At 69.9% G+C, this 21015-nt stretch carries 20 protein-coding genes; 3 read left to right on the forward strand and 17 right to left on the reverse strand.

Annotation, left to right across the window (positions count from 1 at the left end; genetic code table 11):
* Positions 1 to 66 precede the first annotated feature (66 nt).
* Genes ligA through ACIP79_RS25815 form a run of 4 tightly spaced genes read right to left on the reverse strand, consistent with a single transcriptional unit; the run spans position 67 to position 4559 of the window.
* Complete coding sequence (ligA, locus tag ACIP79_RS25800) at positions 67 to 2259, reverse strand: NAD-dependent DNA ligase LigA (protein WP_401226965.1); 2193 nt, start codon at positions 2257 to 2259, stop codon at positions 67 to 69.
* A 15-nt stretch (positions 2260 to 2274) separates the two neighbouring features.
* Positions 2275 to 3282 (reverse strand): methionine synthase, encoded by a 1008-nt coding sequence (locus ACIP79_RS25805; RefSeq protein WP_401226967.1) that lies wholly within the window; start codon positions 3280 to 3282, stop codon positions 2275 to 2277.
* Positions 3283 to 3313: 31 nt separating this feature from the next.
* Positions 3314 to 4003 carry an SDR family oxidoreductase gene (locus ACIP79_RS25810; RefSeq protein WP_401226969.1) on the reverse strand — a complete coding sequence of 230 codons (690 nt, stop codon included), beginning with the start codon at positions 4001 to 4003 and terminating at the stop codon, positions 3314 to 3316.
* Positions 4004 to 4019: 16 nt separating this feature from the next.
* Positions 4020 to 4559, reverse strand: coding sequence for a TIGR00730 family Rossman fold protein (locus tag ACIP79_RS25815; RefSeq protein ID WP_401226970.1), 540 nt, complete (start codon positions 4557 to 4559; stop codon positions 4020 to 4022).
* Between the two features lie 51 nt (positions 4560 to 4610).
* Between ACIP79_RS25815 and ACIP79_RS25820 the strand changes: the two genes are divergently transcribed.
* A complete protein-coding gene (locus ACIP79_RS25820) occupies positions 4611 to 4934 on the forward strand; it encodes a DUF427 domain-containing protein (RefSeq protein ID WP_401226972.1) in 324 nt (107 codons plus the stop codon).
* Between the two features lie 53 nt (positions 4935 to 4987).
* Here ACIP79_RS25820 and mnmA read toward each other — a convergent pair whose 3' ends face one another.
* Positions 4988 to 6115 (reverse strand): tRNA 2-thiouridine(34) synthase MnmA, encoded by a 1128-nt coding sequence (mnmA, locus tag ACIP79_RS25825; protein WP_383681354.1) that lies wholly within the window; start codon positions 6113 to 6115, stop codon positions 4988 to 4990.
* Between the two features lie 60 nt (positions 6116 to 6175).
* Here mnmA and ACIP79_RS25830 point away from each other — a divergent pair, with 60 nt between their 5' ends.
* Positions 6176 to 6949 carry an N-acetylmuramoyl-L-alanine amidase gene (locus tag ACIP79_RS25830; RefSeq protein WP_401226974.1) on the forward strand — a complete coding sequence of 258 codons (774 nt, stop codon included), beginning with the start codon at positions 6176 to 6178 and terminating at the stop codon, positions 6947 to 6949.
* On the opposite strand, the gene ACIP79_RS25835 is transcribed toward ACIP79_RS25830, so the two are convergent.
* The 3 genes from ACIP79_RS25835 to ACIP79_RS25845 form a co-directional block, all read right to left on the reverse strand.
* The gene (locus ACIP79_RS25835; RefSeq protein ID WP_401226976.1) at positions 6942 to 8111 is read right to left on the reverse strand and encodes a cysteine desulfurase family protein; all 1170 of its coding nucleotides are present in this window, start codon (positions 8109 to 8111) and stop codon (positions 6942 to 6944) included. The two genes, ACIP79_RS25830 and ACIP79_RS25835, sit on opposite strands and share 8 nt — an antisense overlap.
* A 94-nt stretch (positions 8112 to 8205) precedes the next feature.
* Positions 8206 to 8538, reverse strand: coding sequence for a DUF4190 domain-containing protein (locus ACIP79_RS25840; RefSeq protein WP_401226978.1), 333 nt, complete (start codon positions 8536 to 8538; stop codon positions 8206 to 8208).
* A gap of 45 nt (positions 8539 to 8583) precedes the next feature.
* A complete protein-coding gene (locus tag ACIP79_RS25845) occupies positions 8584 to 8751 on the reverse strand; it encodes a hypothetical protein (RefSeq protein WP_383681346.1) in 168 nt (55 codons plus the stop codon).
* Positions 8752 to 8938: 187 nt separating this feature from the next.
* Between ACIP79_RS25845 and ACIP79_RS25850 the strand changes: the two genes are divergently transcribed.
* Positions 8939 to 9565: a TetR family transcriptional regulator gene (locus ACIP79_RS25850; protein WP_401226979.1), complete on the forward strand. Its 627-nt coding sequence runs from the start codon at positions 8939 to 8941 to the stop codon at positions 9563 to 9565.
* A gap of 1196 nt (positions 9566 to 10761) precedes the next feature.
* Here the strand turns inward: ACIP79_RS25850 and ACIP79_RS25855 are convergent.
* The 9 genes from ACIP79_RS25855 to ACIP79_RS25895 all read right to left on the reverse strand — a co-directional run bounded on the left by ACIP79_RS25855 (position 10762) and on the right by ACIP79_RS25895 (position 20962).
* The gene (locus ACIP79_RS25855) at positions 10762 to 11622 is read right to left on the reverse strand and encodes a thioesterase family protein (protein ID WP_401226981.1); all 861 of its coding nucleotides are present in this window, start codon (positions 11620 to 11622) and stop codon (positions 10762 to 10764) included.
* An 84-nt stretch (positions 11623 to 11706) separates the two neighbouring features.
* Positions 11707 to 12372 (reverse strand): trimeric intracellular cation channel family protein, encoded by a 666-nt coding sequence (locus tag ACIP79_RS25860; protein ID WP_383681342.1) that lies wholly within the window; start codon positions 12370 to 12372, stop codon positions 11707 to 11709.
* A gap of 77 nt (positions 12373 to 12449) precedes the next feature.
* A complete protein-coding gene (locus ACIP79_RS25865; protein WP_401226982.1) occupies positions 12450 to 13736 on the reverse strand; it encodes an ABC transporter ATP-binding protein in 1287 nt (428 codons plus the stop codon).
* Entirely contained in the window at positions 13733 to 14833 is a 1101-nt protein-coding gene (locus ACIP79_RS25870) for an ABC transporter ATP-binding protein (RefSeq protein ID WP_401227033.1), read from the reverse strand. The genes ACIP79_RS25865 and ACIP79_RS25870 overlap by 4 nt, the downstream gene beginning before the upstream one ends.
* Positions 14834 to 14838: 5 nt before the next feature.
* Entirely contained in the window at positions 14839 to 15846 is a 1008-nt protein-coding gene (locus ACIP79_RS25875; RefSeq protein WP_401226984.1) for an ABC transporter permease, read from the reverse strand.
* Between the two features lie 69 nt (positions 15847 to 15915).
* Complete coding sequence (locus ACIP79_RS25880; RefSeq protein WP_401226986.1) at positions 15916 to 17664, reverse strand: ABC transporter substrate-binding protein; 1749 nt, start codon at positions 17662 to 17664, stop codon at positions 15916 to 15918.
* Between the two features lie 57 nt (positions 17665 to 17721).
* Positions 17722 to 18720, reverse strand: a complete 999-nt coding sequence (locus ACIP79_RS25885) for an ABC transporter permease (RefSeq protein ID WP_401226987.1) — start codon at positions 18718 to 18720, stop codon at positions 17722 to 17724.
* A 448-nt stretch (positions 18721 to 19168) separates the two neighbouring features.
* A complete protein-coding gene (locus ACIP79_RS25890; RefSeq protein ID WP_383681332.1) occupies positions 19169 to 19966 on the reverse strand; it encodes an enhanced serine sensitivity protein SseB C-terminal domain-containing protein in 798 nt (265 codons plus the stop codon).
* 201 nt (positions 19967 to 20167) lie between these two features.
* Positions 20168 to 20962: an enhanced serine sensitivity protein SseB gene (locus tag ACIP79_RS25895; RefSeq protein ID WP_401226989.1), complete on the reverse strand. Its 795-nt coding sequence runs from the start codon at positions 20960 to 20962 to the stop codon at positions 20168 to 20170.
* Positions 20963 to 21015 lie beyond the last annotated feature (53 nt).

Raw genomic sequence — 21015 nt, forward strand, 5'->3', positions numbered from 1 at the left:
GTTGCCCGAATGCGACCCGGCCACCCGTATGCATCTGATATGCGCCGAACGGGTGGCCTTCAACCTCTACTCCTCGATCGGAAGCGCGACTTCCGCCGCCGCGTCCGCCCCCTGGTCGAGCAGGACGGCGAAGCCGTCCTCGTTCAGAACGGGAACCTTCAGCTGCATGGCCTTGTCGTACTTGGAACCGGGATTGTCTCCCACAACGACGAAAGATGTCTTCTTCGAGACAGAACCGGTCACTTTCGCACCCCGGGTCTGCAGGGCCTCTTTTGCGCCGTCCCGGGTGTGGTGTTCGAGCGTTCCGGTGACCACAACGGTGAGCCCTTCGAGCGGACGCGGCCCCTCGTCCTCGCCCGAGCCCTCCTCCTCCATACGGACCCCGGCCGCCCGCCACTTGCGCAGGATCTCGCGGTGCCAGTCCTCGGCGAACCACTGCTTGAGGGAGGCCGCGATGATCGCGCCGACGCCGTCGGTCGCGGCGAGTTCCTCCTCGGTGGCCGCCTCGATCCGGTCGATCGAGCGGAACTCGCGGGCCAGCGCCTCGGCCGCGACCGGCCCGACGTGACGGATCGACAGCCCCGTGAGCACCCGGGCGAGCGGGCGCTCCTTGGCCGCGGCGATGGTGTCGAGCATGGCGACCGCGTTCTTCTTCGGCTCGCCCTGCTGGTTGGCGAAGACCGTGGCGACCTTCTCCTCGCCCGTCTTCGGGTCGCGCTTGGGCAGCCCGCTGTCCTGGTCGAGGACGTACGCCTTGATGGGCAGCAGCCGGTCGATGGTCAGGTCGAAGAGGTCGCCCTCGTCCACGAGCGGCGGCTCGGCGGGCTCCAGCGGCTTGGTGAGCGCCGCGGCGGCGACGTACCCGAAGTGGTCGATGTCCAGCGCCTTGCGGCCCGCCAGATAGAAGAGCCGCTCCCGCAGCTGGGCCGGGCAGGTGCGGGCGTTCGGACAGCGCAGGTCGATGTCGCCCTCCTTCATGGCGCGCAGCGCGGTCCCGCACTCCGGGCACTCGGCCGGCATCACGAACTCCCGCTCGGTGCCGTCGCGCAGGTCCACCACGGGCCCGAGGATCTCCGGGATGACGTCACCGGCCTTGCGCAGCACGACCGTGTCCCCGATGAGGACGCCCTTGGCCTTGACGACCTCCTGGTTGTGCAGGGTGGCGAACTCGACCTCGGAGCCGGCCACCGTGACCGGTTCGACCTGGGCGTACGGCGTGACGCGGCCCGTCCGTCCGACGCCCACCCGGATGTTGATCAGCTTGGTGTTGACCTCCTCGGGCGCGTACTTCCAGGCGATCGCCCAGCGGGGCGCGCGTGAGGTGGAGCCGAGGCGGCCCTGGAGCGGGATCTCGTCGAGCTTGACGACCACGCCGTCGATCTCGTGTTCCACGGAGTGGCGGTTCTCGCCGTAGTACGCGATGAACTCCCGTACGCCGTCGAGGTCGTCGACCACGCGCGCGTACCGCGTGGTCGGCAGGCCCCACTCGTGGAGCAGGTCGTACGCCTGGGAGAGGCGGCTGATGTCGAAGCCCTCGCGGGCGCCGATGCCGTGCACCACCATGTGCAGGGGCCGGGTCGCGGTGACGCGCGGGTCCTTCTGGCGCAGCGAACCGGCCGCCGCGTTGCGCGGGTTGGCGAAGGGCTTGTCGCCGGCCTCCACAAGGCGGGCGTTGAGTTCCTCGAACTTCTCCATCGGGAAGTAGACCTCGCCGCGGATCTCCACGAGGCCGGGGACGCGGTCGCCCTTCAGGCGGTCCGGGATCTCCGCGATCGTCCGGACGTTGGGCGTGATGTCCTCGCCGGTGCGGCCGTCGCCGCGGGTCGCCGCGCGGGTGAGACGGCCCTGCTCGTAGGTGAGGTTGACCGCGAGGCCGTCGACCTTGAGCTCGCACAGGAAGTGGTGGTCGGGGGTGCCCACGTCTCTGGCGACGCGCTCGGCCCAGGCCGCGAGCTCCAGGTCGTCGAAGGCGTTGTCGAGCGAGAGCATCCGCTCGCGGTGCTGGACGGACGTGAACTCGGTCTCGTACGCGCCCGCGACCTTCTGCGTCGGTGAGTCCGGGGTGCGCAGCTCCGGATACTCGTCCTCCAGGGCCTCCACCGAGCGCAGGAGTTTGTCGAACTCCGCGTCGCTGACGACCGGCTGGTCCTTCACGTAGTACCGGAAGCGGTGCTCCTCGATCTGCTCGGAGAGCAGCGCGTGCTTCTCCCGCGCCTCGGCGGGTACCGATGTGGGCTCTGCGTGCTGTTCGCCGGCCACCGTGTTGTCCTCCCGTTACTCAGGGTTGTCCGCGAGGGATCTCGCCGCCCGGACGCAGTGAGCGAGCGTCCTGCGCGCATGGTCGGGGGAAGCCCCCGCCAGCCCGCACGACGGAGTGATGGTGACCGCCTCCGCGAGAAGCCCCGGATGCAGCCCCAGCCTGCGCCACAGCGTCCTGACACCCATGACGCTACCGGCAGGGTCCGACAATGGGCCGTCCTCGCCGGGGACGACACCGGCGAAGAGCTGTGTGCCGCCTTCGACCGCTTCCCCGACCGCGTCGTCGTCACGCTCGGTGAGGAGCGAGAAGTCGAAGGAGATCCCCGCGGCGCCCGCCCGGCGCAGCAGGGCGAACGGCACGTCGGGCGCGCACGAGTGCACCACGACCGGCCCTTCGCCGTGCACCCCGACGACCTCGCGCAGGGTCGCCTCGGCCAACTGCCGGTCCACGGCCCGGTGGGCGCGGTAGCCGCTCGCGCTCTTCACGTGCCCGCGCAGTACGGCCATGAGGGAGGGCTCGTCGAGCTGGAGGACAAGTTGGGCTCCCGGCAGGCGCCGACGCAGCTCGTCGAGATGGACGCGCAGCCCCTCGGCGAGCGAACCGGCGAGATCCCGACAGGCGCCGAGGTCGGAGAGGGCCACCTCACCGTTGCGCAGCTCCAGCGCGGCGGCCAGCGTCCAGGGCCCCACTGCCTGCACCTTGAGCGGCCCCTCGTACCCCTGGAGGAACTCCTCGACGGCGTCGAGGTCCTCCCCCAGCCAGGAGCGCGCCCTGCGGGTGTCCCGCCCCGGCCGGTCCCCGATCCGCCATCCGCTGGGCTCCACGCGCGCGTACATCTCGACGAGCATCCCGGCGGTCCGCCCGATCATGTCGGCGCCGGGCCCCCGCGCGGGCAACTCGGGCAGATGCGGAAAGTCGTCGAGGGACCCGGTGACGGTCTTCGCGGCTTCCCGCGCGTCCCCTCCGGGCATGGATCCGACCCCGGTCGCGGAACCGAACCTGAACCTGCTGTTTTCGCTCACGCCGGAAGCCTACGGAATGGCTCCGGCGAGGTCAGCGGCCCGGTCGCACGGTGAGATCGTTGACCTCCGCGTCCCTGGGCAGGTCGAGGGACATCAGGATGGTCGTCGCGACGGACTCGGGGTCGATCCACTTCCCCGCGTCGTACGGCTTGCCCTCCTGCTGGTGGACCTTCACCTGCATGGGGCCGGCCGTGCGGCCGGGGTAGACGGAGGTGACGCGGACGCCGTTTCCGTGCTCCTCGTGGCGTAGCGAGTCCGCGAGGGCCTTCAGGCCGTGCTTGGAGGCGGCGTACGCGGACCAGTCGGCGCTCGCGTTGAGGCCGGCACCGGAGTTGACGAACAGGACGTGCCCCTGGGAGAGCCGGAGTTGGGGCAGGAAGTGGCGGGTCAGCTCGGCGGGGGCGATCAGGTTGACGTTGAGCTGGTGGCGCCAGGACTTGGGGGTGAGCTCGCCCACCGGGCCCAGGTCGATCACGCCGGCGATGTGCAGCAGCGAGTCGACCCGGTCGGGCAGCGTCTGGTGGGAGAACGCCCAGGAGAGCTTGTCGGGGTCCGCGAGGTCGCCGACCAGGGTCGCCGCTCCGGGGAACTGTGCGGCGAGCTCCTTCGCGCGGCCCGCGTCGCGCGCGTGCAGCACGATGTCGTCCCCGCGCGCGTGCAGGCGGCGGGCGACGGCCGCTCCGATGCCGGAGCCCGCCCCGGTGATCACATGGGTAGCCATGCCCGCCATGCTCGCATCACTGCTGGCCCTGGCTCTCCTCCAGGTAGGCGAGCGCGCCCACCGGCTCCTCGGCGAAGAACACCAGATCGGTGAGCGGACGCGGCAGGAAGCCCTCGACGTCCATCCGCCGGAACTGCTCCTTCAGACCGTCGTAGAAGCCCGCCGTGTTGAGCAGCACCACCGGCATCTCCGTCTTCCCGTGCTTCTTCAGCTCCAGGATCTCGGTCGCCTCGTCGAGCGTCCCCGTACCCCCGACCATGATCACCACCGCGTCGGCCTTCTCCAGGAGCAGCGCCTTGCGCTCGGCCAGGTCACGCGCGACGACCATCTCGTCGGCGTTCGGCCGTGTCCTGGATGCCAGGAACTCCACGGAGACCCCCACAAGCCGCCCGCCGGCCTCCTGCACCCCGTCGGCGACCACCTTCATGAGACCGACGTCCGAGCCGCCCCACACCAGCGTGTGCCCGCCCCTGCCGAGCAGTTCGGCGAACTCCCGCGCGGGGCCCGTGTAGCGGTCGTCGAGGTCGGCGGCGGAGAGGAAGACGCAGATATTCATGCGGCCACGGTACGGGGGGAAGAATGTTGCTCCCGACGGTGCTGTCCAGGTATGGCTGAAGGACACACGATCACCATCGAGCAGGGCACGGAACGCGTACGCGTCGTGCACGGCGACCAGGTCCTGGCGGAGAGCGACCGCCCCCTGTTGCTGCGCGAGACCGGCTGTCCCGTGCGCTACTACCTCCCACCGGAGGATGTCCGCCTCGATCTGCTGGCGGCTTCCGAGACCCACACGCACTGCCCGTTCAAGGGCGACGCGTCCTACTGGTCGCTCCCCGACGCGGCCGACCTGGTCTGGGGGTACCCCGACCCCAAGCCCGAGGTCGCCCAGATCAAGGACCACCTGTGCTTCTACGACGTGGAGGTGGTGTGACCCGCTGAGGTCCGTCTGACCGCCGCTCCCGGGGCATGCCCCGGGAGCGGCGGTCAGACGGAGGCCGTCGCGCGCGTGGTCGTCGCGATCGTCGCCGAGCCGACCACGCGGGTGCCGTCGTACAGGACGACCGCCTGGCCGGGGGCGACCCCGCGGACCGGCTCGGTGAAGGCGACCTCCAGGGTGCCGTCGACGAGTTCGGCGGTGACCGTCGTCTCGCCGCCGTGGGCGCGCAGCTGGGCGGTGTAGGTGCCGGGGCCGGTGGGGGCGGTGCCGCACCAGCGGGGCTTGACCGCCGTCAGGCCGTTGACGTCCAGGGCCGCCGCCGGGCCGACCGTCACCGTGTTGTCGACGGGCGAGATGTCCAGGACGTAGCGCGGCTTGCCGTCGGCGGCCGGGGTGCCGATGCGCAGCCCCTTGCGCTGACCGATCGTGTAGCCGTAGGCGCCCTCGTGGGTGCCCAGCTTGACGCCGGACTCGTCCACGATGTCGCCCTCGGCCTTGCCCAGGCGGTTCGCCAGGAAGCCCTGGGTGTCGCCGTCGGCGATGAAGCAGATGTCGTGGGAGTCCGGCTTCTTGGCGACGGCGAGCCCCCGGCGCTCGGCCTCCGCGCGGATCTCGTCCTTCGTGGTGACCGTGTCGCCGAGCGGGAACATCGCGTGGGCGAGCTGGCGGTCGTCGAGCACTCCGAGGACGTACGACTGGTCCTTGGCCATGTCGGAGGCGCGGTGCAGTTCACGCGTGCCGTCCTCTCGGACGATCACCTGCGCGTAGTGGCCGGTGCAGACCGCGTCGAAGCCTAGCGCGAGCGCCTTGTCGAGCAGCGCGGCGAACTTGATCTTCTCGTTGCAGCGCAGGCACGGGTTCGGGGTGCGCCCCGCCTCGTACTCGGCGACGAAGTCCTCCACCACGTCCTCGCGGAAGCGCTCGGCGAGGTCCCACACGTAGAAGGGGATGCCGATGACGTCGGCGGCACGGCGGGCGTCGCGCGAGTCCTCGATGGTGCAGCAGCCGCGCGCGCCGGTGCGGAACGACTGCGGGTTGGCGGAGAGCGCGAGGTGCACGCCCGTCACGTCGTGTCCGGCTTCCGCCGCGCGAGCGGCGGCGACGGCGGAGTCCACTCCGCCCGACATGGCGGCGAGTACGCGAAGGGTACGGGGGCGCTGCGAGGTCTCAGTCATAACCCCTCCAGGGTACGGGGCCCCGGGAACCGAAGCCCGCGAGTATCCGTTGAAGATCGCATGGGGGAGAAAAAGGCGGACACGGGGACCCGGGCGCACAGTTCCCCGGCCAAGGACGGTGACCGGCGGATCGGGCGCCGGGCCCTGCTCGTCGGCGGTGCGGCGGCCACCGTCGGCAGCGTCGTGCTGGCCCGGGACGAGCTCGCCCGCCTGTGGTGGCGCCTGCCGAGCGTGGAGAAGCCGCGCAAGGAGGGCGAGGTCGACTTCACCGGCGCCCGCTGGGTGGCGGCGTCCTCGGCGAACTGGCGGCGCGCGGACCGGCCCGACGACTACGGCATAGACCGCGTGATCATCCATGTCACCCAGGGCAGCTTCGCCAGCGCGGTGAAGGTCTTCCAGGACCCGGGACACGGCGCCGCCGCGCACTACATCGTCCGCCAGGACGGGCACATCACGCAGATGATCCGCGAGCTGGACGTGGCCTTCCACGCGGGCAACCGGTCTTACAACGAACGCAGCGTCGGCATCGAGCACGAGGGTTTCGTGGACCGGCCGGAGGACCTGACGGACGCCATGTACGAGGCGTCGGCGCGGCTGACGGCCCGGATCTGCGGGCGGTACGGCCTGCCCGTCGACCGGGAGCACATCATCGGGCACGTCGAGGTGCCGGGCACCGATCACACGGATCCGGGGCCGCACTGGGACTGGGACCGCTACATAACCCTCGTACGGCGGGCGCTGACCGCCCAGAGCAGGGCGGCCGGAACCTCCGGCGGGAGCCGGACCTCCGTCACGCCCAGTACCTCCGCCGCGCCCGAGGCGTCCGCTAGCTGAGACCGGCCGTCCGCGCCCGTTCCACCGCGGGTCCGATCGCGCGGGCCACCGCCTGGACGTCGGCCTCCGTGGAGGTGTGGCCGAGGGAGAAGCGCAGGGTGCCGCGGGCCAGGTCGGGTTCGGTGCCGGTGGCCAGGAGGACGTGGCTGGGCTGGGCGACGCCCGCCGTGCAGGCGGATCCTGTGGAGCACTCGATGCCCTGCGCGTCCAGCAGGAGGAGCAGGGAGTCGCCCTCGCAGCCGGGGAAGGTGAAGTGCGCGTTGGCCGGCAGCCGTCCGCCGGGGGCCGGGTCGCCGCCGAGGATCGCGTCGGGCACGGTCTTGCGTACGGCCTCGACGAGGTCGTCGCGCAGGGCTCCGATCTCACTGGCGAACCACTCGTGCTGCTCGGCGGCGAGCCGCCCGGCGACGGCGAACGACGCGATGGCGGGCACGTCGAGGGTGCCGGAGCGCACATGGCGTTCCTGGCCGCCGCCGTGCAGGACGGGTACCGGCGTGTACTCACGGCCCAGGAGCAGCGCGCCGATGCCGTACGGGCCGCCGATCTTGTGGCCGGACACCGTCATGGCGGCCAGGCCCGAGGCGCCGAAGTCGACCGGCACCTGCCCGAAGGCCTGGACGGCGTCGGCGTGCAGCGGGATACCGAACTCCGCGGCCACGTCGGCCAGTTCACGGACCGGCATGACGGTACCGATCTCGTTGTTGGCCCACATGACGGTGGCGAGGGCGACGTCGTCGGGGTCGCGGGCGATGGCCGCACGCAGGACGTCGGGGTGGACGCGGCCGTACGAGTCCACGGGGAGGTACTCGACGGTGGCGCCCTCGTGTTCGCCGAGCCAGTGCACGGCGTCGAGGACGGCGTGGTGTTCGACGGGGCTCGCGAGGACGCGGGTGCGGGCGGGGTCGGCATCGCGCCGGGACCAGTACAGGCCCTTGACCGCGAGGTTGTCGGCCTCGGTGCCGCCCGAGGTGAAGACCACCTCGCTGGGGCGGGCGCCGAGAGCGTCCGCCAGCGATTCGCGGGCCTCCTCGACGGTGCGCCGGGCGCGACGGCCGGCGGCGTGCAAGGAGGAGGCGTTGCCCGTGACGCTCAGCTGGGCGGTCAGTGCCTCTACCGCCTCGGGGAGCATCGGGGTGGTCGCGGCGTGGTCGAGGTAAGCCATGGTGGGCCTGATTCTACGGGCCCGGTCCCGCGTTCCTCCGCCCCCACCCGGTGGTGACTCCTGGTCCGGCCACCGCCCGGGGTCGCACCGCGCCCTAGAAGCTCCAGGACACCGAGCTGTCGAAGTGCATGAGGGTCACCAGGACGACCAGGTCCGCGACGCCCAGGCCGAGTCCCAGGAAGGCTCGTCCCCGGCGGGCCGTGCCGCGGATCAGGGCCGAGGAGGCGAGGACGATCGCGATGGGTCCCAGGAAGACGTTGAGGACCAGCAGGCCGACGAGGCCGAGGATGAAGGAGGCGACGGCCATCCCGTCGGCGTCCCGGCGGCCGGTCCTGCGGGAGGCCGGGGCGGGGGTGCGCTCGGCACTCTCGGCGCTGTCGGTACTCTCGGCGCGCTCAGTACGGTCGGTGGTTTCGGTGAGTTCCATGGGTGAGTCCGCTCCCGACGTTCTGTTGGTGGAGGTCCGGCGGGGTCAGCTGGTGGAGGTGTGGCGTCGGCGTGCGTGGCGCTCGCGTGCCGCGAAGACGGCCAGCCAGACACCGATGACGGCGGCGGCGACCAGGCTGACGGGCAGCGGCACGTGGGCCACGGAACCCATGACGACACCGAACAGCAGGAGTGCGGCGACGAGGAACAGCATGAGATGCCTCTCGTGGAAGTCTCGTGGTCCGGTCCCGGGAGGTGGTGCGGGCCTCGGCACTGGGACCCGTCCTGCTTCCGGGACTTGACGAGTCAGTGAACGGCTGTAGTAACACTTGTTCACTGACTCTCTAGTCTAGCCCGTCACCGGCTTTTCAATCACAGAGAACAGTTGTTAACTGCATGGCATGAGTCACACCCTCGGGATCCGGCAGGTCCAGAAGCAGAAGACCCGACAGGCCCTGCTGGACGCGGCGTTGGGCCTGCTGGAGGAACAGAGCCTGAGCAGCCTCGGTCTGCGCGAGGTCACCCGGGCCGTCGGCGTCGCTCCGACCGCCTTCTACCGGCACTTCCGCTCGACGGCGGATCTCGGGGTGGCGCTCGTCGAGGAGGCGCTGGGCAGCCTGCACCCGATGATCGGGGACACGGTGTCCGCGACCGGCGACAGCGACGAGCGCATCACGCGTGCCGTCGACCTGATCGCCCACCACGTGGCGGCCCACCCCGCACACGTCCGCTTCATCGCGCGCGAGCGGCACGGCGGCGTACAGCCGGTGCGCGCGGAGATCAGCGAGCAACTGGCCCGGTTCGCCGAGGAAGTGCGGACCGAGCTGGCCAAGCACCCCGAGTCCGAGGGGTGGAGCGACGACGACCTGCTCATGCTCGCGGGCCTGTACGTCGACCAGATGCTGATGACGGCCTCTCTCCTCCTGGAGGCGCAGGACGCCTCGGCGGAGGAGCGCGACCGGGTGGCCCGCGTGGCGGCCCGCCAGATGCGGCTGATCAGCATCGGCCGCCGCAACTGGCTCGGCTGACAGTCGCCCCCGACCATCACCCGCCGTACCGCCGCACCGCCGCACCGGCGCACCGGCGCACCGGCGCGGATGACCACCGTGTCCGGCCACCGGCCGCCCCAACCGGCCTGAACAGCCGAGTCTGGCCTTCGGCCACCACAACCGGCCCGGATGCCATTCAAGTCCGGCCTCGACCACCACAACCGGCCCGGATGCCAGTCGAGTCCGGCCTCGACCACCACAACACGCCCGCACGCCAGTCGAGTCCGGCCTCGACCACTCCAACACGCCCGGACAACAATCAAGTCCGGCCAACCGCTGCCCCAACCCGCCCGGCCGACAGCCGAGTCCGGCCGTCGGTCGTCACAACCGGCCTACCCGAACCCCTCGTTCACCATCAGCCGCCGCGGTCGGCCGGAAGGTCAGCCCGTCGGCTGTGCTGCCTGGCTGCCCTGGCCAGCCTGACCACCCGGGCCGCCGCCGGACCCGCCGCAACCACCGCCTCCGGCTCCGCCTCCGGCTCCGCCACTCGGCATGCCGCTCGGCATACCGGACGGCCTGCCTGAGCCGGCCGCACCCGAGGGCATCCCCGAGGGAGCACCGGTCGGCGCGCCGGAAGGCATTCCGGACCCGGCGCCGCCGCTGGGCCGCCCGGACGGGCCTCCGCCAGGCATGCCCGATGGCCTGGCACACTCCGTCTGGCCGGAGGTGCCGCTGTTGGAGGTGGACGAGTCGCCCGAGCCACAGGCCGCCAGCAGGGGCGCGAGGGCGAGCAGTGCGACAGCGGGGACGAGTCGTGTGCGACGGTTCATGAGGGTGACTCCCAGTCAAGTCCCGGGCCCGGTTGATGAATGCCGGATGAGTACGGGATGAGTGGGGCCACAGCACCAGATTCAGGTAGGCCGGCGCTGTGCCAAGGCTGTGCCTTGCTGTGGATCACCGGAAGCGGCAAGTAAAAGCCCGGCGCGGACGCGGACGCCGTACCGGGACCGTGACATCGGGACCACCCACCGACACCGCAACACCGCCCGGACGCAGGCGAGTTCGGCACCCGGCCACACGCGGCACGGGACACGGGACACTCCGCACCCGACACCCGACACCCGACAAGGGAACCCAACGCCCGACACCGACACCGACACGGGGCACCGGCACAGGCACCGTCACCGGCACAGGCCCCGGCCCCGGCCCCGGCACCCAGCCAAACCCCCCGCCGCTCAGCCGATCCGTACCCGCGCGAGTTGTCGGGACTGCGCGACCAGCCGGTCCGTGCTGTCCCACACCTCGGCGTCCTCCTCCAGGAAGCCGCCGGCCAGGTTGCGGGTGGTGATCGAGACCCGGAGCGGGCCCGGTGCCGGACGGCAGCGGACGTGCACCGTGAGTTCGACGGTCGGCACCCAGCCGGAGAGGCCGAGCTCGAAGGCGGTCGGCGGCAGCGCGTCGACCGCGAGGAGCAGCGAGAGCGGGTCCGCGTCCCGGCCGTCGGCCAGCCCGAACCAGGCCCGCATCTCGCCCTTCCCGGACGGCGATCCGAGCGCCCAGCCCAGCGTCGCGGGGTCCAGCTTGAGCATCAGCCGGTCGGCGATCGCCGAGCTGCCGGGCACCGGACCCGGCGCGTCCTGGGGACCGAAGCACTGGTCCATGGGCGGTATCGCGGGCGGTTCGGCGGTCGTGCGGACGTCTTCGGGAAGGGCGCCGAGATCGCCGTACGAGGCGAGGACGCGGATCCGTTCGATCTCGCGGCCCTCGTCGTCGTACTGGAACAGGGACGCCTGGCCGGTGGAGAGGGTCCGGCCGGTGCGTACGACGTCCGTGCGGACGACCGCGGGTCCGGGCTGCGACGCCGTCAGGTAGTGCGCGGAGATCGTGAACGGGTCGGCGTGCGGCAGGGCGTCGGCGAGGGCGCGGCCCAGGACGGCGAGCAGATAGCCGCCGTTGACGGCGCTGATGATCGTCCACCCGGCGGACAGGTCGATGTCGTAGACGCCGGGTTCGCGCCGGGTGAGCGCGGTGTCGCGGTCGAACTCACTGTCGCCGATGGTGGCCCGCAGGGCCCCTGTCGAAGCTGCTTCTGGCATGCCTGAACGGTACAACAGGTACTTACTAAGCGGTAGCTTTTGCTGTTTCGGTGACGTGAACACGCACCTGCGCCGAGACGGCACTCACGGGGTCTCGGGCTCGGTCACCGTCGAGCGCCGGTGCCAGGCACGCGGCGCCCGCCAGTGGAACCGCATCGCGAGCAGCCGCAGCACGAACGCGGTGACGACCGCGAGTCCGCTGGTGAACGTCGTGAGCATGTCGTAGCGGATGCACACGACGACCATCGCGGCACCGACCATCGCCGGCACCGCGTACAGGTCACGGTCCCAACGCAGCAGCGAGGGGACCTCGTTGGCGAGGACGTCACGCAGTACGCCGCCGCCGACCGCGGTGGCGAGGCCGAGGGCGGCCGACTGGGTCAGGCCGAGCCCGTACTCGTACGCCTTCGTCGTGCCCGCGACGCAGAAGAGGCCGAGCCCGGCCGCGTCGAAGACGTTGACGGCGACCTGGGTCCGCTCCACCTGCGGGTGGAGGAAGAAGACGAGCAGGGCGGCGAGCAGCGGGGTGCTGAAGTAGCCGAGGTCGGTGAAGGCGGCCGGGGGCACCGCCCCGATCATCAGGTCGCGGAACAGCCCTCCGCCCAGCGCGGTGACCTCGGCGAGTACGGCGATGCCGAAGACGTCGAAGTTCTTGCGGACCGCCAGCAGGGCGCCGGAGATCGCGAAGACGAAGATCCCCACGAGGTCGAGGACATGCTGGACGGAGGGGGTGAACAGTTCCTGGAGCACCCGACATTTTTACCCGCGCGAAAGGGAGAGCGCGCGTGCGCTCTCCCTTTCGTGGTGGTTCGGCCCCGCTCGGGTACCTACTCCTTGGACTCCTTGGACTCCTCGGACCCCTTGGGCTCGCTGCTCTCGGGCTCGGCCGACGGCAGCGGCGCGGGTGCGGGCGAAGCAGCGGACGCGACCTCTGCCGGCGCCTCCCCCGACACCTCGGCGGACTCGACCGCGGGCACCAGGTCGACCGTCTCCATGGCGACCTTGGCAGCCGACAGGAGCACCGTGTCCTGCGGCGCCTGGTCCTCCGCGTTCTCCGGGTGGTGGCAGGCGACCTGCTGGCCGGGCTTCAGCTCGATGAGCGGCGGCTCGACCGTCCTGCAGATCTCCGTGGCCTTCCAGCACCGGGTGTGGAAGCGGCAGCCGCTCGGCGGCGAGATCGGCGAGGGCACGTCGCCCCTGAGCAGGATGCGCTCGCTCTTGGCGCCCCGGCGCTTGGGATCCGGGACCGGCACCGCGGACATCAGCGCCTTGGTGTACGGGTGCATCGGCGCCTCGTACAGCGAGGTGCGGTCGGCGAGTTCGACGATCTTGCCGAGGTACATCACCGCGATACGGTCCGAGACATGGCGTACGACGGAGAGGTCGTGCGCGATGATCACGTACGTGAGGCCGAGCTCCGTCTGGAGGTCGTCCATCAGGTTCACGACCTGCGCCTGGATCGACACGTCGAGGGCCGAGACCGGCTCGTCCGCCACGACGAGCTTCGGCTTCAGGGCGAGCGCGCGGGCGATACCGATGCGCTGGCGCTGGCCGCCGGAGAACTCGTGCGGGTAGCGGTTGAAGTGCTCGGGGCTCAGGCCCACCAGCTCAAGGAGCCGCTGGACCTCCTTCTTCACGCCGCCCTCGGGCTCGACGCCCTGGAGCCGGAACGGCGCCGAGACGATCGAGCCGATGGTGTGCCGCGGGTTCAGCGAACCGTACGGGTCCTGGAAGATCATCTGGATGTCCCGGCGCAGCGGACGCATGCCTCGCGCGCCGAGCCGGGTGATGTCCTTGCCCTCGAACTCGATGGTGCCGCCGGTCGGGTCCTGGAGCCGGGTGATGACCCGGCCCATGGTCGACTTGCCGCAGCCGGACTCGCCGACCACGCCGAGCGTCTCGCCCTTGCGCACCTCGAAGTCGATGCCGTCGACCGCCTTGACGGCCGCGACCTGGCGCTGGAGGACGCCCTTGCGGATGGGGAAGTGCTTCTTCAGCCCCTGGACCCGGAGCAGCACCTCACGGTCTCCGGAACCCTTCACGAGGTCCTCGGAAGCCGACGCCTGCTGCGGGAGCACCACGTCGGCGGCGTCCGTCTTCTTCGTCTCACTCACAGCTTCGGCGCAATCTCTTCGGTCCAGATCCGCGTGCGGTCCTCCTGCGAGAGGTGGCAGGCGGAGTAGTGACCGCCGCTGCCGACCAGTTGCAGTTCGGGGCGCACGGTACGGGTGACGTTCCCCTTGGGGAGGTCAGCGTACGGGCAGCGCGGGTGGAAGGCGCAGCCCGAGGGGACGTTGATGAGGCTCGGCGGCTGGCCCTTGACGGGGATGAGCCGCTCGGACGTCTCGCGGTCGATACGGGGCATCGAGCCGAGCAGACCCCAGGTGTAGGGGTGCTGCGGCTGCTCGAAGATCGTGTCGACCGGACCGCGCTCGGCGCACCGGCCGCCGTACATCACCAGCACCTCGTCGGCGATCTCGGCGACCACACCCAGGTCGTGGGTGATGAGGACGACCGCGGAGCCGAACTCCTTCTGGAGATCGCGGATGAGGTCGAGGATCTGCGCCTGGACGGTCACGTCGAGGGCGGTCGTCGGCTCGTCCGCGATGAGCAGTTCCGGGTTGTTGACGAGCGCCATGGCGATCATCGCGCGCTGGCGCATACCGCCGGAGAACTCGTGCGGGTAGCTGTCGACACGCTTGCCGGGCTCGGGGATACCGACCCGGTCGAGCATCTCGACGGCCCGCCTGCGCGCCGTCTTCCTGTCCACCTTGTGGTGGACGCGGTACGCCTCCACGATCTGGTTGCCGACCGTGTAGTACGGGTGCATCGCGGACAGCGGGTCCTGGAAGATCATCGACATCTCGCGGCCGCGGAGCTTGCGCACCTCGTCCGGGTCGGCGCCGACCAGTTCCTTGCCGTCGAGCCAGATCTCGCCGGACATCTGGACGTGCTTGCCGCCCGCGCCCAGCCGGTGCAGGCCCATGATCGCCAGCGAGGTGACGGACTTCCCGGAGCCCGACTCGCCCACGATGGAGAGGGTCTTGCCCTTCTCCAGCGAGAAGCTGAGCCCGTCGACGGACTTGACCAGGCCGTCGTCGGTCGGGAAGTGCACCTTGAGGTCACGTACTTCGAGGAAGGCGCTCGGCGCGTCGGAGCGCGCGGTGACGGGTTCGCCCACCGCGGCGCCGGTCGCGGACAAAGGATTCAGTTCGGTCACGAGAGCCTCACCCGCGGGTCGGCGGCTGCGTAGAGCAGGTCCACCAGAAGATTTGCGATCACGACGAAGAGGGCGGCGATCAGAGTGACACCGAGGATCTTGGGCAGGTCGTTGTCGGTGATGCCCTGTACCGCGTACTGGCCGATGCCGGGCAGCGAGAACACGTACTCGGTGATCACGGCTCCGCCGAGCAGCAGACCGAGGTCCATGCCGAAGATGGTGATGATCGGCGTCAGCGCGGCCCGCAGCCCGTGCCGCACCACGACCTTGCTCTCGCGAAGGCCCTTGGCGCGCGCCGTACGGATGTAGTCCTCGTTCATCGTCTCCAGCATGCCCGAGCGGGTGAGCCGCGCGTAGATGGCGGAGTAGAGGAGAGCGAGCGAGCACCACGCGGGGAAGAGGGTGTTGGCCCACTCCGCGGGATTCTCGGTGATCGGGACGTACGTCTGGCCGAAGATCGGCCACTGGAAGGTGAAGAGCAGCAGCGCCAGGTTGCCCGTGAAGAACATGGGCAGCGAGACACCGGCGAGGGCGATGCCCATGAAGGTGCGGTCGAGGAACGAGCGCGGCTTGAGCGCGGAGACCACACCGGCCGTGACACCGGACACCAGCCAGAGCACGGCGGCACCGGCGGCCAGCGAGGCCGTCACCGGAATGCGGGAGGTCAGCTCCGGCCAGACCGCCTGGTGGGTCTTGAAGGAGTAGCCGAAGCACGGCGCGTCACAGTGCGCCGTGGTGGGGCCGATGTCATAGGTGGCCCCGACGACGATCCCCTTGATGAAATGCCAGAACTGGGCGTAAAGGGGCTGGTCCAGTCCGAGGTTCTGCTTGACCGCGGCGATATCCGCCGCCGACGGGTTCTTCCCGATGTACTGCTGGGCCAGCGAGTCGGCGGTCTGACCGGCGAACCGTGGCAGTACGAAGAAGATGGCGAAGGTGACCGCGGTGACGACCAGCAGCAGGATCACTGCGGCGGCCATTCGGCGGAGGATGTACGAGATCACGGGGATCGGCGCTGGTGCCCGCGGGCCGCTAAGCCCGCGGGCACCAATGCCTTCACCTGCCTTCCGGGGCTACTTCTTGGTCGTACCGATGTTGAGGTAGTCGTACTGGCCGCTGAAGGCCGCCGTGGAGACCAGGTTGGTGAAGCCGGCCGGGCGGTACAGCAGGACCTTGAAGTAGGTCAGCGGAACGAGGGCTGCCTCTTCCATGGCCTTCTTGTCGACCTCGGTGTAGAGGGCGTCACGCGCGGTCTTGTCCTCGGTGCCGATCGCCTTCTCCAGCGTCGAGTTGACCACCGAGTCGTCGAGCTGCGAGAGGTTGGTGTTGCCGGAGGCGCCGATCGCGTCACCGTGCAGGATCTGCTGCAGGAAGCCGTAGCCGGACGGCCAGTCGGCACCCCACTGCATCATCATCAGACCGATGTTGTTCTTCTTGTCGAACGCGGGGACACCGGCGTTGTCGGTGAAGTACTTGCCCGACGGGTACTGCTTCAGGCTGGCGTTGATGCCGGCGGCCTTCAGCGAGTTGATGATCGCGGTGGCCGCGTCGATCTCCGCCGGGCGGTCGCTGCGCGCGGAGATGTTCGTGGTGATCGACGTCTTGCCGCAGGCCTTGAGCTGCTCCTTGGCCTTGGTCACGTCGCCCTTGTTGCCGGCGCTGGCGTAGATGTCCGACTTCTCGTAGCCGGGGATGTCCGGCGGGAGGACGGTGGTGGCGATGTCACCGCGGATCGGGCCGCCCTCGGCGGTCTGCACCGAGACCTTGTCGATGGCGTACTGGACGGCCTTGCGGCAGGCGACGTTGTTGAACGGCGCGAGCTTGGTGTTGATCGCCATGTAGACGAGACGGCCACCGTAGGTGTTGTCGGTGTTGGCCTTCAGGTCGGCGGAGTTGACCACCTTGGCCTGCGTCGCGGCCTGGACACCCGTACCACCCAGGTCGATGGCGTTACCGGCCATGACGTCCTGGTCGATCGTCTCGGCGTTGACCTTCAGCTTGACGACGATCTTGTCCGGGTACTGCTTGCGCAGCGGGTCGGTCTTCGCGTCCCAGTTCTCGTTGCGGACGAGGGTGACCTGCTTGCCCTCCTCGTAGCTCTCGAACTTGTACGAGCCCGAGGACACGATGTTCTTGACGTAGTCGACGCCGGTGTCCTTGGCCTGCGGCACCGGAGCCGTCTGCGGGGTGGCGACCAGGTAGTCGAACTCCTGGAAGGCGCGGTTCAGCTTGAAGACGACCGTGGTGTCGTCCGGCGTCTCGATCGACGACAGACCCTCGGCGCTCTTGTCCTTGTAGGGACCCTTGTACTTGTCGCCGCCCTCGAGGAACTGCTGGAAGTAGTTCGGGCCGAGGGAGAGTACGTCACGCGCGAAGTTGGAGCGCTCCACGGCGTACTTCACGTCCTTCGACGTGATCGCCGTGCCGTCCTGGTACTTCAGACCCGAGCGCAGCTTGTACGTCCAGGTCTTGCCGCCGTCGCTCGGCACACCCGCACTGGCGGCGAGGTCCGGGACCAGCTCGTTGCCCTTGTCGCCCGCGGCGGGCTTGAAGGTCATCAGCGGGCGGGCGTACAGCCGGCTGAGGTTGTACATGTACGCGTAGTACGTGTTGCCCGGGTCGAACGAGTCCGGGACGTCGGAGTACTCGTACGTGACCGTCCCACCCTTCTGGGTGGAGGCGTTGACGACGTCCTTGGTCGCTGCGTTGGCCCCAGCTGATTTCGTGTCGTCGTTCGTGTTGTCATCGGCCTTGCTGCAGCCTGCGAGAAGCAGACTCACACTGCCGATGGCCGCAACTGCGGCCAGCGCTGACCTTCGCATGATGTTCGGGTCCCCTCCATTGTTGGAAACTTGATGGACGCTCGGCGCTGCCACAGGTCAGCGGCTGCGCGGGTCGAGAGCGTCGCGCAGACCGTCGCCGAGCAGGTTGAACGCCAGCACGGTGACGAAGATCGCGAGGCCGGGCACGATCAGGAACTGCGGGTCGACCTGGTAGTAGGTGACCGCCTCGCTGATCATTCCGCCCCATGACGCCTGCGGGGGCTGGATGCCGACGCCGAGGAAGCTCAGGCTCGCCTCGAAGAGGATGTTGGTCGGGATGAGCAGCGTCGAGTAGACGATGATCGGGCCGACCAGGTTCGGAAGCAGCTCTCGGAAGAGGATGTACGGTCCCCTCGCACCCATCCCCCGGGAGGCGTCGACGAACTCGCGCTCCCGCAGGGCCAGGGTCTGGCCGCGGACGATGCGTCCCAGGTAGGGCCAGTTGAAGAAGCCGATGATGAAGATCAACACGCTGATGTGCAGCGGGAGTCCTTCGAGGCCGAACGCGCCGCCCTGCAGCGTCGCGGAGATCGCGATGGCGAAGAGCAGCAGCGGGAAGGCCAGGAAGGTGTCCATCAGCCGGCTGATGATCGTGTCCACCCGGCCGCCGTAGTACCCGGCGACCACTCCGAGGACCGTGCCGATCACGTTGGAGAGGATCGTGGCGCCGAAGGCGACGACCAGCGAGACCCAGGAGCCTTCCAGGATGCGGGTGGCGATGTCGCGCCCGAACTTCGGCTCCACGCCGAGCGGGTGCGCCCAGCTCATCCCGCCGAAGTCACCCAGCGGCAGCGAGGTGTTCGGGTCGATCAGATCCTGGTTGAAGGCGTTCGGGTCGAGGCCGAAAATGGCCTGGATGGGGCGCGAGAGCGCCGCGATCAGGACGAGCAGCACGACGATGACACCGCCGGCGACCGCCACCTTGTCGCGCTTGAAGCGCGTCCAGGCGATCTGCCCCAGGGAACGGCCCTCGATCTGCCCCTTGGGCACACCGGCCAGCACAGCCTCTGGCTGCGCCTCCGCTGTCGACCCGGTGGTCTCGATCGGTGCGGTCACGATGACCCGACCCCTCTGACCGGTGGTTACCGGCCTACGCCTGCCGCTGTCTGCGGCTTGGTTCACTTGCATGCCGGGAACGGCCGCAGATGATGCGGCCTGGAAATCCGGGCTGTTACGACGACTTGCATTCGCTCACGGGACCGAGGACCCCATGTCTGACACGGGAGTCTTCAGTGCCGCCACGATCACGTGCCAGGTCTGATGGAGAAAGTATGCGCAACCGTGATGCGGTTAAGTGGATTCCGTTATCCGAACAGTGGGTAACGCGGGGCGGACAGGGGGCAGTTGGGGTGGAAGAGGCCATGGAGCGCCCTTTCGGCCCGTGTCAGCCCCAAAGGGGACATCCAGCCCTTACGTCTGTCGAGCCGCAGGTCAGACGCGAGGTCATGGCATGCGGAGATCAGGACGTGACGGGGTCAGGACGGGTTTAGCGTTCGAACAGGGATCAGTATGACCGGGACTGCGGGTAGCCGTAGCCACCGGCCACCGGTGCCTGCGCCGGAGCCGCGTGGGCTTCACGGTCGTAGAAGGGCCGCGCGTTCGCGCGCAGCCACATGGCCACCGGGTCGTACTCGTCGGACATCGCGACGGTCGAAACGGGCAACCCGTCGGGCACCGCGCCGATGGACTGCTGCATCATGGCGCGCACCGAGTCGACGGCCGGCGGTGACGTGTCGTAGACGTCGAGACCGATGGCCAGATAAGGCGCCCCGAGGGCGGGCTGCACCCAGGCGCGGCGCAGCGAGCGCACCGCGGACGTGCGGTGCGCGTTCTGCGTGAGCAGGGCGTAGAACTGCGGGATCTCGATGCCCGGCTCGGAGAGTCTGAGCGGGCCCGCGGGCTGGCGCTCCAGGCCGGTGGCGATCCGGCGCAGGTCGAGCCAGGGGATGCCGACACCGCCGCCGGGGGCGTGCGGATTCAGCCAGAGACCGAACTGGTCGGGGTACAGGGTGCGGGCGACGTCGAGGCCGTCGACGACCTCGTAACTGCGGTTCCAGCCGCTGGCCGAGAGCTCCTGGGCGGAGGTGACACAGGGCGCGTACCCGAAGCCGTCCACCTGCATGTTCCCGTACTGCGCGTCCGGGGAGCCGGACTGGCCGTGCCAGAGCAGCATCCAGACCTGGCCTGCCGAGGGGGCGGCGAGCGCCCGCAGGAGCGCCTCGTAGGCGTCGTAACGCCCGGGCGTCACCTGGCGCAGCATGTGCTCGACCTGCCCGGCCGCGGCCGTGCCCGACGCGCTCACCCTGAACCGCCCCTTCGCGAAGAAATCACGACCAACTCACTCATTACGCCCCGGATGCCGGTTACGAACATGCGTCAACACCGGCACCGGCCCATGAAACCAGCTTAAGCGGCGATCCTGACAGCGACGTGGACGCTCCGCTGGGAAAGCCGCTTGAGAGGGCGGGACTTGTTTGATCCGGAGGGGGCCTCCGGACGGGGGCTAATGGCCGTACTGGTAGAAGGGGCGCACCTTCGTGCGCAGCCAGTCGCAGACCGGGTCCTGCGCCACGTCCATCAGGACGAGGTTCACCGGCCACGGCACCGCGACCCGGCCGAGCGCCCGGCCCAGCGCGTCCAGCGGAAGCGTGCGGGCCTCGCCCTCCCACAGGGAGAGTTCGACGCCGACGAACATCACGGGCCCGCCGCCCTCGATGCTGGCCAGGCAGCGGCGGGCGCTCAGCACCACGCCGGTCCCGGCGAACTCGGCGGAGGCCGCCGACAGGAAGTCCACCGGGTCGTCCTGCCAGTCGGGCTCGAAGAGCCGCACCCGGCCGCCGCTCGCGGATCCGTCGAGCGGCGTACGCCCGGCGCGGCACAGCTCGGCGACCGCGGGGGGCGGCAGCGGTATGCCGACCACGCCGTCCGGATTGACCGCGATGCCCACCTGCGGCGGCAGCCCGCGGGCGAACTCGACGGCGGGCGCGATCGTGTACGACATGTGCCCGCCGGTGACCTGGCGGAACTGCTCCTCGGAGCTGAAGACGGGGACGAACGCCTGCCCCGCGATCTCCAGGGTGGGCAGGTCGAGCGGGCCGCTGTGCGGGCCGCCGCCGCTGGGCAGCGGGACCCAGACGAAGCTGCGGCCGAGGACCTCGACGATCCGGGCACCCGAGGAGGGCCCGGCGGGCACTCCGAGGGAGGCCGCGAGCACCTCCTCCAGTTCGTTGCCGGGCCATCCGCCGTGCGGGTGGGGGTACGCCTGCGCCGGGAGGCCGGCGAAGTCGGGGAAGTCCATCTGTCTACCGCCTGCTTCGAACCGCTGTTCCGGAGTTCCGGTGTTCCGGTGTC

It is taken from the genome of Streptomyces sp. NPDC088747 (assembly GCF_044751025.1).
In the GTDB taxonomy this organism is placed as follows: Bacteria; Actinomycetota; Actinomycetes; order Streptomycetales; family Streptomycetaceae; genus Streptomyces.